Source organism: Thermosulfurimonas sp. F29, from assembly GCF_019688735.1.
In the GTDB taxonomy this organism is placed as follows: Bacteria; Desulfobacterota; Thermodesulfobacteria; order Thermodesulfobacteriales; family Thermodesulfobacteriaceae; genus Thermosulfurimonas_A.
Map to the genome: position 1 here is coordinate 19,861 of NZ_JAIFYA010000003.1, position 13,547 is coordinate 33,407.

Below are 13,547 nucleotides of genomic sequence, written 5' to 3' on the forward strand. Positions count from 1 at the left end.
TCCTATTCCCTGAGCTGAATAAATTCCTTCACCCTGATGGCCTTGTATTTGCGGTAAATCCCCAGTTCCCCTTTTATCTTGGGAATGTTCTCAATGGTCACGGTGAGGGGTTCGCCCGCCTTCTCCTCAAGAATCAGAACATCTCCGGGCTCTAGCGAGAGAAGATCTCTAATCTTTATACCGGCATGCCCGAGATAGCCCCTGAGTTCCACCTCCGTGGAAAAAATTATCTCCTCGAGTTGCTTCTGCCAGTAGGGATCCGTGGTTTCCTCCACCTGATAGGGGGCGTAAAGCTTGCTCTTGATGGGCTGAAGGGTGCCGAAGGAATAACAGAAGGCGATCTTTCCGGTGATGCCCTCGATGTCCACCTCGAAGTTACACACCACCACGATCTCTTCCGGCTGGAGGACCCGGGCGAATTGGGGATTGACCTCCCCGCGCACATACTTGCACCTGATGGGCTGAATCCCCTTCCAGGCCCGCTCGAGCTCCTGAAATATGTGATCCACCACCCGCCGGATGAGGCGCTGTTCGATGGTGGTAAACTCCCGCCCCTCCACCTTGATGAGCTTTCGTTCCCCTCCACCCAGGAAGCGTTCCACGAAGGCGAAGACCAGAGGAGCGTCGATCACCAGCAGGGCCTGCCCGCGCAGGGGTTCCAGACGGAAGATGTGAATGGAGGTGGGCACCGGGATGCGATTCAGAAAGTCGCGAAATCTTTCCATCTGGATGGGTTCGCTGTTTACCTCCACGATCTCCCGAAGAAGGGTGGAAAAGCCCATCCGGAGCCCCCGGGCCAGGTGTTCGTTGATGACCTCGAAACCGGGGATCTTGATCCGGGTTGAGACCGCATAGTGTCGAAAGTCGAAGGGACGAACCCCCTCCTCCTTGGGAGGCTCGGGGGTGGTGTCCACCGCCCCGCCCTCGAGGCCGGCCAGAAGGGCGTCTATCTCTTCCTGGGTGAGAACCTTGTCCATCACTGCACCACGAATTGGGTGAAGTAAACCCCCCGGACCGTACCGGGCCCGAGGAGCTGATTGAGCTTGTTCATTATCTCGAAACGAAGCTCGGACTTGCCCTCCGGGGCCAGGACCTCCTCCACCGTCTTCGAGGAAAGGACCATAATAATGGTGTCGTTGATCTGGGGAATGCGGTTGTTGGCCTCGGAAAGGACCTTTTCGTCCTTAAGCTCCAGGGCGATCTTCACCCGAAGGTACCGGCGTCCGGTGGGATCGGCCAGATTCACCACGAAGGGATTGAGCTGTAAAAAGGGACCCACCTCCGGCTCCTGGGGTTGAGCCTCCTGCTGCGTCTCCTCCGGCGGAGGGGCCGGTTTGGAAAAAAGCAGAAAGTAAGCCGCCACCCCGGCCCCCACCAGAAGCACCACCCCTATAACGATAAAAATAAGTAACTTCTTGCCCCCGCCTTTCTTCTCCTCAGCCATCACCAACCTCCCTGGTTTTGAATTTATGCAAACCTCATACCAAACCCCATCGGGCCTCTAAGGGGCCCGTCTTTCCCTCTTCTGCGTCAAAAAAACGACAGAGGTGTCAGAAGACCCCCGGAAAGGCAAGGCCTTCTCGTGGTCGAGGAGGAATTCCTTCCAGTCCCTTCCCGCGGAAAATCCCCCGAGGTTCTTCTTTCCCACTATCCGGTGGCAGGGGAAGAGGAGAGGGAGGGGATTGGCGGCCAGGATCCTCCCCACGGCCCGGGCCGCCCCGGGCCGCCCCGCCTCCGCGGCCAGCCATCCGTAGGTGCGCACCTCTCCCCGGGGAATTTTGCGAAGGATCTCCAGACACCGGCGAAAAAAAGGAGATCCCTCCAGGAGGTAAGGACAGTCCGGATAGTCCCGGTGCCCCTCGAAATAGGCCTCAAACTCCCGGCGAAAGGGCGTGAGAAGGCCCCCCGGGGCCCGGGGAATCCCCTCAAAGTCCGCCCCTCCCAGAATAACGCGGCGGAGAACTCCGTTCTCAAAAAGAAGGGTAATCCTGCGGCCCCGGAATTCCAGATCGGCACAACAGCGCATTCGAATTATATTATAAACAAAATTTTTCGGGAGGTGGGGGTATGGGCGTAAGGATACGGTTAGGGGAAAAGGTACTGGAGCTCGTCCAGGGGGACATTACCGAGCAGGACACCGAGGCCATCGTAAACGCTGCCAACGAACGGCTGATTCCCGGCGGAGGGGTGGACGGAGCCATCCATCGCAAGGGAGGGCCGAGCATCGCCGAGGAAGCCCGGAAGATAGGGCATTGTCCCACCGGGGGTGCGGTGGTCACCGGAGCCGGGCGTCTGAAGGCCCGCTATGTGATCCACGCGGTGGGACCCGTTTATCGGGATGGACGAAGCGGAGAACCGGAGCTTCTCGAAAGCGCCTATCGGGAATCCCTCAGGAGGGCCCTGGAGCTGGGGCTCGATTCAGTGGCCTTTCCCTCCCTTTCCACCGGGGCCTACGGTTATCCACTTGAGGAGGCCGCCCCCATCGCCCTGCGGACCATAGCGGAGTTTCTCAAAGAGAACGAAAAGCCCCGTTTGGTGCGGATGGTGCTCTGGGGAGAGAAGGCCTTTTCCGCCTACAAGGAGGCCCTCGCCCGCCTTGCGGAAACCGAGGGGGGTTCCATCGAGGAATTTTAGAATCTGCGGCGGTAGCCCAGGGCCTCCATGAGTTCCTCGAAGATGCGCCGCAGGAGGATGAAGGCCTCCTTGCTTCCGCCGCGATCGGGATGAAGTTCCTTGGCCCGCTCCCGGAAGAGGCGCAGAAGCTCCCTTCGGCCCATTTTTTCTAAAGCCTCCGGGGAAAGCCCGAAGTAACGGGCCGCTCGAACCAGGACCTCCCGGCGGGCCCAGCGCCCGCTCCGGCTTTCCTCAAAAAAGCGTCTCTGGGCCTCGGTGGTGTCGAAGTAGAGAATCACATAACGGGAAAGATAGTCCCGCAGGACCTCCTCCTCGGAAAGCCCCATGCGGTAGGATTCGTCCCGGGCCGTCTCACACAGGGCCCGCAGAAAGGCCTCGTCGAGATCTTTCTGAAGACGGGCCTCGGGAAAATAACGGGTAAGAGCCCCGGGGAAGTAATCCCAGAGGGCGAAGGCGTGATAGATGTAGCTCACCACCTCCCGGGGACGCAATCTGTCCTCGTAGTCCCAGAGGAGCTGTTCGATCTCGTCCCGGCTTTTCTCCAGGAGTTGGTTCAGGAAGGGGAGGGGCTTTCGCAGCACAAGTTCCGAACGCCCGGACCCGAGCTTGAGAAAGACGAGCCTGCGGCAATCGAAGGGATGCAGGGTGGCCTGAAGACGCAACTGTTCCCTGCGACTGAAGCGCGGAGCACGAGGGCGGGAACGATCCACATAGGGGCGAAGATACTCCCGGATTTCCGGTTTCACGAACCGGAAAAAGATCCGCTCCAGTTCCCACTGGTCGGTCTCCACCCCCAGGTCTCGAAGGGTCTCCTCCAGCTCCTCGGATACATAAAAGGCCTTGCCACCGGGGTAGCGAAGGTAAGCCGAAGGATCTTCCCCCAGGCAGAGGAGATCCCGCGCCTCCCAGCAAGCTCCTTTCTTTACGGAAACGCGAAGATAATAACGATAACCCTTTGCGGTACGCTTACGGGCGAGATACAAATCAGGGTTTCAAATTCAAAAATTAACCGGGGGGCCTGCGCCCCCCGCAGTTTTCTAGACCTCCTGCACGGTGATGGAGCCCGTGGGACACACCTCCACACAGGTCTCACACCCCAGGCAGTCCTCCGGCCGGGCCACCACGGGCTTGCCGTCCTCACCCTCGTCGTAGACCTGGGCCGGACAGGCGTTGATGCACTCCTGATCCGCATCACAGGTGTCGTAGTTGATGGTGATCTCGAACATAACCAACCTCCTTCCTTTAGATTTTAAAATTGGATTTACCCACCCCTCCGCTGAGGGAGAGGGTCCTGCCCCAGGCTCCAGCAGAGCTTTTCCCCCGCAGGACCTTCACCATCCCCTCCAGCCACAGGGGAGTTGCCACCGCATGGACATGAGTATAAGTGCCGAAAATCCTTTTGTAAACCGCTCCGTCACATCGCCCGTCGAAACCGAAACCCCGCTCCACCTCCAGCACCAGCCGCACTCTCCCGGGATCCTTTATACGGGGAAGAGAATAGTGAAATTCATGCCCATGAATGAGAGCCCCCACCGGATAGAAGGGGTTTTCCTCCCGCACCCGCACCACCGTGTACCCGTGTCCCACGGGCCTCTCGCGGACCTCAAAATCAATGGGAAGCAACCCGCACATGGGAAAGCTCCGCCCCTTCCAGGAGACCGTCTCCCCTAGATACATCAGTCCTCCGCACTCCGCATAGATGGGCAGTCCCTCCTCTCCGGCCTCGCGCAGATCCCGGAGAAAGGAACGATTTTCGGAAAGGGCCTCGGCCTGCGTTTCCGGGAACCCTCCACCTATGTAAAGGGCATGAATCTCGGGCAAACGCGCATCCCGCAGGGCGTCGAGATAGACCAGCTTTGCCCCCAGAACTTCCAGGGCCTCAAGATTTTCCGGATAATAAAACTGAAAGGCCCGATCCCGCAAAACACCGATGCGCATTCCGGAAAGCTCGGAGGAGGCTTCCCACAGACCCTCCCCGGATATATTCAGGGGAGAGGCATCTCCGGCAATCTCCAGAACCCTATCCAGATCCAGGTTTTCCAGAAGGACCTCCTCCAGCATTCCGAAAAGCTCCTCCTCGGCCCGGAATTCCTGCCAGGGCACCAGACCTAGATGTCTTTCCGGAAAAGGGAACCGGAGTCTGGGTAGAGCTCCCAAAACGGGTACCCCGGTGTAGTGTTCGATGGATCGGGTGATGATGGTTTCGTGTCGGACCCGGGCCACGCGGTTGAGCACCACTCCGCGTAAAACCACCCCCTCTTCAAAACTCTGGAATCCGTGAACCAGAGCCGCGAGACTCCGCGTAACCTTGGTACAATCCAGAACCAGGATCACCGGAGCTCGAAGGAGACGGGCCAGACGGGCGGTACTGCACGAGCCCTCGAGATCCACTCCGTCGAATAGTCCCCGGTTGCCCTCCACCACCGCCAGATCCGCTCCCCGTGCCCCCACCGAAAAGAGCCTCAGAATCTGGCGGTCCGTCATGAGGAAGGGATCCAGGTTCCGACAGGGATGCCCGGATGCCCGAGAAAGCCAGCCGGCGTCGATGTAATCCGGCCCTTTCTTGAAGGGAGCCACACGATACCCCCTCCGGGATAAGACCCGGAGGAGACCGAGGGTGAGAAGGGTCTTTCCCGCTCCCCCCTTCTGGGCCGATATGACAAGGCGTGGAATCGAAATCATAATCGGTCCTACTTTAGCTTCAAATCTTCCCGAAGGCAAAAATAAAAAAGCCCGGAGATCCTTCCTCTCCGGGCATAAAAGATTCTGAACATTGATTATTCAAAATCTAGGCAGCACGAGCTTCCTTTACGGCCACGGCAATCTTGAAAAGCACGGTCATAATCAGAAAACCAACCGCCCAGATACCCAGCGAGATTAAAAGCTCTGGTACCGTGGGACGATAGGGAGTAACGGTCTCAAAAGGAGTGGGGGTAAAACCACCCGTAAGAAGCCCGATACCCTTGTCAATCCAGGCCCCGATAAAAAGCATGATACAGGCCAGAACCAGGGTATTTATGTTCTTACGGGTCGCCGGGATTACGAGCAGTAGAGCCGCCCCCGCCATTAGCAGCCAGGCCATCCACATGAAAATCACCCACTCCGCATGCCCCTCAAGTCCTCTAAAGAGATAAATGAGGGAGGCCTTATGTCCCGGAATGTTACTGTAAAAAGCGGTGAAGAGCTCACAACCGAAGAAGAAGATATTGGCCAGAAGGGCATAGGTGATGATCTTACTCAGGGTATCGATGGCCATGGGATCCACACGAAAACGGGAGACCTTCTGAGCAATGAGAAGGGCAATGAGAAGAAGAGCCGGACCCGAACAGAAAGCCGAAGCCAGAAACCGGGGAGCCATAATGGCCGTAAGCCAGAAGTGTCTTCCGGGAAGACCGGCGTACAGAAAAGCCGTAACCGTGTGGATGCTAAACGCCCAGGGAATAGAAAGGTATATGAAGGGCACCACCCAACGGGGATACTTCACCCCCTTGTACTCCCCGTGAAGAGCCGCCCACCCGCAAATCACATTGAGCGCCAGGTACCCGTTAAGAACGATCATGTCATAAAAGAGCATGGAATGAGGAGTGGGATGGAGCAGGACATTAAAGAGCCGGTGCGTCTGTCCGATGTCCACAATAATGAAGAGAAGACACATAATTACCGCGGCGATGGCCAGAAACTCGCCGAAGACCGTAACCGGCCCGAAAACTTTATGATTATGAAGATAGTAAGGGAGCACCACCATCACTCCCGAGGCCGCCACCCCCACCAGAAAGGTAAACTGAGCCACATAAAACCCCCAGGACACATCCCGGCTCATCCCGGTGATACCCAGACCGTACTGGAGCTGGGCCAGAAAGGCCAGAAACCCTATAAGAATAAGTACCCCCAGAAAGGCCAGCCACAACCAGTATTTTCTGCTCCCTACCAAAGCCTTTTCAAACATGGCTCACCCCTCGCTTTATTTTTCTTTTTAACCGATCAGGTAAAACACCGAAGGCCCGGTGCCAAGTTCAGCCTTACGGCGAATGGAAAACCTCGACCGGAGCAACCGGCTTATCTCGGAATTCTCGTCCTCAAGATCTCCGAAGATCAGCGCCTTGTGCTTGCAGGCCTCCACGCACGCCGGAATCTGCCCCTTCTCCAGCCTTTCGTAACAGAAGAGACACTTCTCCACCACACCCTTCATCCGGGTGGGAAACTCCGGATTGAAGTGCTCGATGTAGGGTCGGGGGTCCACCCAGTTGAAACTCCGGGCCCCGAAGGGACAGGCCGCCATACAGAACCGGCAACCAATGCAACGGTGATAATCCATCATCACGATACCGTCTTCCCGCTTGAAGGTCGCCTGGGTGGGACACACCCGCACGCAGGGAGGATGTTCACAGTGGTTACAGAGCAGAAGAAAGGGTTTATGCGCAAGCAGGATATTGTTAAATTCATTGGGTTTGTCCGGAAATACATGCTCGAATTCATCCTTCCAGATCCACTTCACCTCCCGCTTGCGATCCGGGATGTGCGGAACATTGTGAATGTAATGACAGGCCTTTATACAGTCATTACACTCGGGATGTTCCCAGCACTTCTTTATATCAATGGCCATTCCCCACCGCCTGGCCGTAAGCGCACCCGGGGGTGGCGTATATGCCTTGGCCTTCACCTCCCGGTTGAAAAATCCCGGCACCCCCCCGGCCAGAGTCGCCGAAATCGCCGCCAGCTTCAAAAATTTTCTTCTGTCCATTGTCTCCTTGCCTCCTACGTGAATTCTGCTCTATTCTTCGGTATTTTTCGTTCCTACCAGTTTAGGCGGCACATGAAACAATCGCAGTAACCTGGAGGCCCTGGGTTCCTCAAACTTCTTCGTCTCCGGAGGAATGTGGCAGTTCCAGCAATAGGGCTCCACCGCCGCAAACCTGTGACAGCGGTCACAGAACTTACTTTTATCGTGATGGCACTTCATACATCCGTTCTGCAGACTGATCCAAAAACGTTTCCCGTCCGAAGAGGTGTAAATCCGCATCCCCTCCCGAATAGCCTCGTTTCGCCACCGATTGAGAAGCTGCATGTGATGCGAGCGCATGTAAGCCTTGGACTCCACACAGCGCCCTTTGGGCAACTCCGGCTGAGGCGCCGCCACCGTCTTGGCGTGATTCCACCAGATGGGAAACGTCACGAACAGAACGAAGATAATAATCCCCGGAATCACCTTGTCGCTGTTGTACATTTTAGGCCTCCTCCTCGGCTCCTTTTAAGGGCTGAAAACGAAGGTCGGTGGTGCGTTTCTTTTCGCCCGGTATCACCAGGGCGTTACCCACCAGTTCGTGCACGCCGCCCACACTCACCGCCGGCACCCAGTATTTCATAAGGGGTGTGAGCGTAGCTCGATCAATGGCACAGATGCAGGCCAGATGATTGACCCCGTGTTTCTCGTGCACATATTCCACGGCGTTGGCCCGGGGGAAACCACCCCGCATCCGCATCTCCATGTATTCGTCGGTATTGAGACCGGATCCGCTTCCGCAGCAGAAGGTCTTCTCCCGAATGGTGTTTTCGGGCATCTCGTAAAAGTTGTTGCAGACATGCCTGAGGATGAAACGAGGCTCCTCAAAGATACCCATGCCCCGGGAGGTGTTGCAGGAGTCGTGGAAGGTGACCACCAGGTGATCGTTCCGACTGGGATCGAGCTCAAGCTTTCCGTGAGCGATGAGGTCCGCGGTAAATTCACAGATGTGGACGATCTTGGTGCTTTTCGCGTGCTCAAAAACCGTACCGGTTATGGGAGATTTGGGCACCTCCAGGTTCTTCGGCGCAGGCCCGAGCATGGTGTCCTCGTACTGGTGCACCACCCGCCACATGTGCCCGCACTCACCGCCCAGAATCCACTTGACCTTCAGACGCTCCGCCTCGTGATAGATCTTGGCGTGAAGCTTCCGCATCATCTCGTGTGAAGTAAAAAATCCAAAGTTTCCACCCTCGGCCGCATAAGTACTCAGCGTCCAGTCCAGACCGAGATAGTGAAAGAGAAGCACATAACCCATGAAGGTGTAGATTCCGGGGTCGGCAAAGAAGTCCGCCGAGGGGGTCACGAAGAGGATCTCCGCCCCCTTCTTATTGAGGGGCACCTCGGGACGAATGCCGGTTATCTCCTCGATGTCGTCCAGCAAAAATTCAATGTTTTCCTTGATGGTGTGCGGCTGAAGGCCGATGTGGTTTCCGATCTCCGCGGAAAAGCGCACCGGCTTGAGAATCCAGTCGATGTTCACCCCGATCTCGTGCAGGATCTCCCGGGCCAGAATGGTGATCTCCGCCGTGTCGATCCCGTAGGGACAGAAGACCGAGCAACGGCGGCACTCCGTACACTGATAGTAGTAATAAAACCACTCCTTGATTACATCCTCGGTGAGCTTCCGGGCCCCGGCCAGCCGCCCGAAAAGCTTCCCGCTCCGGGTAAACTCCCCCTTGACCACCGAACGCATGAGCTCCGCCCGGAGAACCGGCATGTTCTTGGGATCTCCGGTCCCCAGGAAGAAGTGACACTTGTCCGCACAGGCACCGCAGCGCACGCAGATATCCATAAAAAGCTTGAAGGACCGGAATCGATTCATCCGATCCCGGATGGCGTTTAGCACGATCTCCTTCCAGTTCTCGGGAAGCTTCCAGTCCTCGTCGTGGGGCTGCCACTTGCGGGGATTGGGAAGCCCCAGGTCCTTCACCACCTCCGGTTCGCCGGCATAACAGTAGGTGCCCGGACGAAACTCCGGCTTGGTGTCCATCCAGTGTTTTTCCGGCATCCGATCGTAATTTACTTCCTTCAAGAGCTCGTCTCTTTTAGGTAGCGCCATGGTTCAACCCCTTCTTTAGGATTTCTTTTCGTAACAGTCCTCGTCTATGGGCTGCCCGGACTCCTCAAGCTTGTCCTTAAACTTCTCCTGCCACTCGCAGTAAGTCAGGAACTTAGGCGGAACACCCTCCCACCACGGATTGATGTGCCGCACCCGACGGTTGTCGTTGGGAAGGTTGCGGGTGGGGCTGAAAAAGACCCCCACCATGTGCACCAGCTTGCTGAAGGGGAAGTAGGCCACCAGCACGCTGATGAAGAAAAGGTGCACGAAGAAAATCAGACCTATCCCCTGCGGCACCTTGGGATGCAGGGTCACCAGCCCCATGGTGAGCTCCTTAACCGAAACGAGATCCACCCGGAGGAAGTACCGCATGAGCATTCCGGAAATCACCAGACCGAAGATGAGAAAGAGCGGAAAGTAATCCGAAGCGTGCGAAATGTAGTTCACCTTGGCGTCCACCAGGCGCCGGAGAAGAAGGAAGGTAAGACCGGCCAGAATGGCCACATCGGTCATGTAAAGATGAGGTAGCCCTATGTGAAAGAAACTATCCACCGCATCAAGGGTCTTAATAAAACCGGGCACCGGATAAGAAAAGAGCCGGAAGTGCCGAATTAGAATAATGAAGAAAGACCAGTGGAAAAGGATGGCCCCCAGCCAAAGCCACTTACTGGAACCGTAGTAGAGTTTCCGGCCCCGAAGATCGGCCCGCAGATTCCGGAAAAGCGACCGGAAGGCCAGAACCTCCAGGGCCATGCGCAACACCACCTCGAAGTTGTTGGCCGGACTCTCCAGACGGCTGTGCTTGATCCAGGGAAGACTCTTCTGCTGCCCGCAGGTGGTGGTGATCTTGAAAGGCACAGGAGACTTGGCCCAGTTCACCATCCGGTAAACCAGACCGATGAGGAAGGTAAGAAAGGCTGCGTAGGGTACCACCACCCCGAAAAGGGTGTAGAGCTTTAATACACCGACCCCCAACCAGACCAAAATAACCATCCCGATGACGGCCACCAATGCGGCTACCACATTCATAGATCCCGACCCCTAGTGAGTTTTTTCGTTATAAGAAGCCTCCGGCGGGAGGCTCCCCTCCCTCTCGTCATAAAGATAACCCGCCCTCTTGAGAAGAAGATAAAGCCGGCTCTTCCACTCCTGAAACTTTATCTCGTTGAGCCTTTCCCGGGCCTCCATGTATTGATTAAAAGCCCGAAGCATAAAAGCATCAATACGATCCTCTACCTCCAACAATGCCTCCGGACCATACTGGCGCAAAATCTCCTCCCCTACCACCTCCCGAACCGCTGACTTCAGAAAAAAGAGAAAAGCCAGCGCCTCCGACGGCCTGCGACTCTGAACCGCCTCGATCTTAATAATACGGTCCAGATAATAATCCACCCTCTCCCAGGAAAGATCTCCCGCCAGCTGATTTACCAGACCCTTTAGCCCCTCCTCCAGCCGATACCCGAGAGGATTCTCGAAACGATCGGTTTCCCTCTTCAAAAAGCGAACCGTCTCCCTCGGGAAAGTCTCATACACCTTTTCCCGCAACACCTTAAAGAGAGAACTCTCATGCGCCTTGAGGATACGGGCCGCTTTTAAGGTCATGGCTTCCCCTTTAAAAGCAAAAAGCCGGGAGTCTGTCAAGGGAGCTAAAAGACAGTAATTTCCAAAAAATCGAATTTTTGTCCAACTATTTGAAAAAATTCTATTTTTTTTGGAAAATTACACTTGCTAAAGTTTAAAAAGGTTTGAGAGGCGGCGGAAGGCGGAAAGGCGGTCCCGGTCGCCCACCCGGGTCCGCCGGAGGGTTTCCTCCAGAAAGGCCACCGTTTCGTCGTAGACCCTTCGGTCCACGGGAAAGGGATGGCCGTCTTTGCCTCCGTGGGCGAAGGCGTAGCGGGCCGGATCCTCCCGGGAGGCCTCCACATCGTAGAGGAGCTCGGACACCAGGGTGAGGGCCCGGAGGCTCCGGGGACCGAGCCCCCGGATGGCCAGAAGCTCGCGGAAGTCCCGCGGAGGCCTTTCGTAAGCGGCAAGCAGGACCTTTTCCAGACCCCGGGGGTGAAGATCGGACTCCCGGAGATCGTGTCGGCCGGGGAGGGTCAGGGAGACCGCCCTCTTGATTTCGGCCAGGATCTTTTCCGGGGGCTCCCGGAGCATCTCGCACAGGGCCTCCCGCACCGGGCGGCTCCTCCGGGCAGTGAGGTCGAGGACCACCTGCTCCCGCCGCAACGAGGCGATCCCCGTGTGGGGTTCCTCCACCGGATCCCGGAGACTTCCCGAAAACCAGTGATAACGCCGGGCGTAGGAGGTGCTCTCGTTAAGTCCCTGTTGTATCACGGCCCACTCTCCGTCCACGGTGAAAACGAAGGTGTGGTGGTAGAGCTGGTATCCGTCCTGAAGAGCGGTGTTGTCCACCTTGGCGGTGAGGCGGGAGATCTCGGGGAATTCCCTGAAGCTTTCCGGAAGCCCAACCCTTTCGGCCCAGGAAAGGATCTCCTGAGGGGTGCGCAGGCTGGCCCGGGCCTTTCCCCCGCAGACGAAAACCCCCGTTTCCCGGGCCAGGGGCTTCAGGGCCTCCTTTAGGGCACCGCACACCGTGGTGGTGAGACCGGAGGAGTGCCAGTCGAACCCGAGCACGCATCCGAAGGCCTGGAACCAGAAGGGATCCGAGAGCCGCCGCAGGAGCTCGTTGCGCCCGAACTCCTCGAGAATGACCAGCACCAGGGCCCGGCTCAAACGCACCATCCGCTGAAAAAGCCAGCGGGGAGCCCTTCCCCCGTGAAGAGGGAGTTCGGCCACTCCGGTGCGTCTCATCCCCCGTACCTTTCGGCAAAGGCCTCGGCCATCTCGGAAAGGATACGCTCGGCCACGCCCCGGGGATCCGGGGATTCCCGGATGGGACGGCCCACCACCAGGTAATCGGCCCCGGCGGAAATGGCCTCCCGTGGAGAGGCGATGCGCTTCTGGTCGTCGGCGAGGTGTTCGTCGAGCCAGTCCGGACGCACCCCGGGCACCACGGTAAGAAGGTGGGGATAGGCCTCCTTGACGCGGGCCACCTCCTTGGCCGAACAGACCACCCCGTGGACCCCGCAGCGGTAGGCCAGGCCGGCCAGACGCAGAGCCGCCTCTCCTATGTCCCGGGAGAGCTCGGGGGAATAGCCCACCTCCATGAGATCGGCCCGGGAGAGGGAGGTGAGGATGGTGACGGCGAAAATCCTGAGCCCTCCCTCGGCGGCCCGGGCCGCTTCCCTTACCGCCCACCGCCCCGCCAGCATGTGCACGGTGAGCATGTCCGCCCCCAGCCGGGAGGCCGAGCGCACCGCCGCCGCCACCGTGGCCGGTATGTCGTTCAGCTTGAGATCCAGAAACACCTCCGCCCCGGCCTCTTCCCGGACCATCTCCACCGCCGCGGGCCCCTCGGCCACGAACAGCTCCAGCCCTACCTTGAAAACGCCCACCAGGCCCTTGAGCCTCCTCACCCAGCGCCGGGCCTCGGAAAGATCCGGCACATCCAGCGGAAAGACGAGCCTACTTACCACCCTTGCGTCCACGCCGACGCCTCCGCTTTATGATCTGATCCACCTCGTCCTCGACCCCGTCCTCCCCTCCACCCCGACGCTTTCTCTTTATCAGCTGGGCCACCTGTTCCACGAATTCGTTTACATCCTGGAATTCCCGGTAAACCGAGGCGAACCGCACATAGGCCACCTCGTCCCATTCCCGGAGCTTATCCATGACCCGCTCCCCGATGTAGCTTGAGGGGACCTCCCTCTCGCCGCTTTCAAAGAGTTCCCGTTCCAGAGCGCTCACGAAGTTCTCGATGGTCTCCTCGCTTACCGGGCGCTTGTGGCAGGCCTTACGGATCCCGGCGAGCACCTTCTCGCGGGAAAAGGGTTCCCGACGGCCGTCCTTCTTGATCACCCGGGGCAGGGAAAGCTCCAGGCGCTCGTAGGTGGTAAAACGAAAACCGCAATTCGGACACTTCCGCCGACGGCGCACCACGAAACCCTCGCCCGTGGTGCGGGAATCCACCACCTTGGTGTCCTCTTTCTGGCAGGAGGGACAGCGCAA

Annotated in this window: 16 protein-coding genes; 1 reads left to right on the forward strand and 15 read right to left on the reverse strand. The window is 57.8% G+C overall.

The window, feature by feature from the left end; all coding sequences use genetic code 11:
* Nucleotides 1-2 precede the first annotated feature (2 nt).
* Genes fliM through K3767_RS08455 form a run of 3 tightly spaced genes read right to left on the reverse strand, consistent with a single transcriptional unit; the run spans nucleotide 3 to nucleotide 2,026 of the window.
* Nucleotides 3-977 (reverse strand): flagellar motor switch protein FliM, encoded by a 975-nt coding sequence (gene fliM / locus K3767_RS08445; RefSeq protein WP_221173150.1) that lies wholly within the window; start codon nucleotides 975-977, stop codon nucleotides 3-5.
* Nucleotides 977-1,444, reverse strand: a complete 468-nt coding sequence (gene fliL / locus K3767_RS08450; protein WP_221173151.1) for a flagellar basal body-associated protein FliL — start codon at nucleotides 1,442-1,444, stop codon at nucleotides 977-979. The genes fliM and fliL overlap by 1 nt, the downstream gene beginning before the upstream one ends.
* 57 nt (nucleotides 1,445-1,501) lie before the next feature.
* A complete protein-coding gene (locus tag K3767_RS08455) occupies nucleotides 1,502-2,026 on the reverse strand; it encodes a methylated-DNA--[protein]-cysteine S-methyltransferase (RefSeq protein WP_221173152.1) in 525 nt (174 codons plus the stop codon).
* Between the two features lie 41 nt (nucleotides 2,027-2,067).
* Here K3767_RS08455 and K3767_RS08460 point away from each other — a divergent pair, with 41 nt between their 5' ends.
* Nucleotides 2,068-2,634, forward strand: coding sequence for a macro domain-containing protein (locus tag K3767_RS08460; protein ID WP_221173153.1), 567 nt, complete (start codon nucleotides 2,068-2,070; stop codon nucleotides 2,632-2,634).
* On the opposite strand, the gene K3767_RS08465 is transcribed toward K3767_RS08460, so the two are convergent.
* The 12 genes from K3767_RS08465 to nrdR form a co-directional block, all read right to left on the reverse strand.
* Nucleotides 2,631-3,617, reverse strand: a complete 987-nt coding sequence (locus K3767_RS08465) for a hypothetical protein (RefSeq protein WP_221173154.1) — start codon at nucleotides 3,615-3,617, stop codon at nucleotides 2,631-2,633. The two genes, K3767_RS08460 and K3767_RS08465, sit on opposite strands and share 4 nt — an antisense overlap.
* Before the next feature lie 54 nt (nucleotides 3,618-3,671).
* Nucleotides 3,672-3,860: a ferredoxin family protein gene (locus K3767_RS08470; RefSeq protein ID WP_168718899.1), complete on the reverse strand. Its 189-nt coding sequence runs from the start codon at nucleotides 3,858-3,860 to the stop codon at nucleotides 3,672-3,674.
* A gap of 16 nt (nucleotides 3,861-3,876) precedes the next feature.
* Nucleotides 3,877-5,316: a cobyrinate a,c-diamide synthase gene (locus tag K3767_RS08475; protein ID WP_221173155.1), complete on the reverse strand. Its 1,440-nt coding sequence runs from the start codon at nucleotides 5,314-5,316 to the stop codon at nucleotides 3,877-3,879.
* A gap of 106 nt (nucleotides 5,317-5,422) precedes the next feature.
* Nucleotides 5,423-6,580: a sulfate reduction electron transfer complex DsrMKJOP subunit DsrP gene (dsrP, locus tag K3767_RS08480; protein ID WP_221173156.1), complete on the reverse strand. Its 1,158-nt coding sequence runs from the start codon at nucleotides 6,578-6,580 to the stop codon at nucleotides 5,423-5,425.
* Between the two features lie 27 nt (nucleotides 6,581-6,607).
* Entirely contained in the window at nucleotides 6,608-7,375 is a 768-nt protein-coding gene (gene dsrO / locus K3767_RS08485; protein WP_221173157.1) for a sulfate reduction electron transfer complex DsrMKJOP subunit DsrO, read from the reverse strand.
* A gap of 30 nt (nucleotides 7,376-7,405) precedes the next feature.
* The gene (dsrJ, locus tag K3767_RS08490; protein ID WP_221173158.1) at nucleotides 7,406-7,858 is read right to left on the reverse strand and encodes a sulfate reduction electron transfer complex DsrMKJOP subunit DsrJ; all 453 of its coding nucleotides are present in this window, start codon (nucleotides 7,856-7,858) and stop codon (nucleotides 7,406-7,408) included.
* 1 nt (nucleotide 7,859) lies between these two features.
* On the reverse strand, nucleotides 7,860-9,476 hold the full coding sequence (gene dsrK, locus K3767_RS08495; RefSeq protein ID WP_221173159.1) for a sulfate reduction electron transfer complex DsrMKJOP subunit DsrK: 1,617 nt from the start codon (nucleotides 9,474-9,476) through the stop codon (nucleotides 7,860-7,862).
* A 15-nt stretch (nucleotides 9,477-9,491) separates the two neighbouring features.
* Nucleotides 9,492-10,505, reverse strand: coding sequence for a sulfate reduction electron transfer complex DsrMKJOP subunit DsrM (gene dsrM / locus K3767_RS08500; RefSeq protein WP_221173160.1), 1,014 nt, complete (start codon nucleotides 10,503-10,505; stop codon nucleotides 9,492-9,494).
* 12 nt (nucleotides 10,506-10,517) lie between these two features.
* Nucleotides 10,518-11,078 carry an RsbRD N-terminal domain-containing protein gene (locus tag K3767_RS08505; protein WP_221173161.1) on the reverse strand — a complete coding sequence of 187 codons (561 nt, stop codon included), beginning with the start codon at nucleotides 11,076-11,078 and terminating at the stop codon, nucleotides 10,518-10,520.
* Between the two features lie 126 nt (nucleotides 11,079-11,204).
* Nucleotides 11,205-12,290: a DUF763 domain-containing protein gene (locus tag K3767_RS08510; RefSeq protein WP_221173162.1), complete on the reverse strand. Its 1,086-nt coding sequence runs from the start codon at nucleotides 12,288-12,290 to the stop codon at nucleotides 11,205-11,207.
* Nucleotides 12,287-13,027, reverse strand: a complete 741-nt coding sequence (gene pyrF / locus K3767_RS08515; RefSeq protein WP_255592366.1) for an orotidine-5'-phosphate decarboxylase — start codon at nucleotides 13,025-13,027, stop codon at nucleotides 12,287-12,289. The genes K3767_RS08510 and pyrF overlap by 4 nt, the downstream gene beginning before the upstream one ends.
* Entirely contained in the window at nucleotides 13,005-13,547 is a 543-nt protein-coding gene (nrdR, locus tag K3767_RS08520; protein WP_221173163.1) for a transcriptional regulator NrdR, read from the reverse strand. The genes pyrF and nrdR overlap by 23 nt, the downstream gene beginning before the upstream one ends.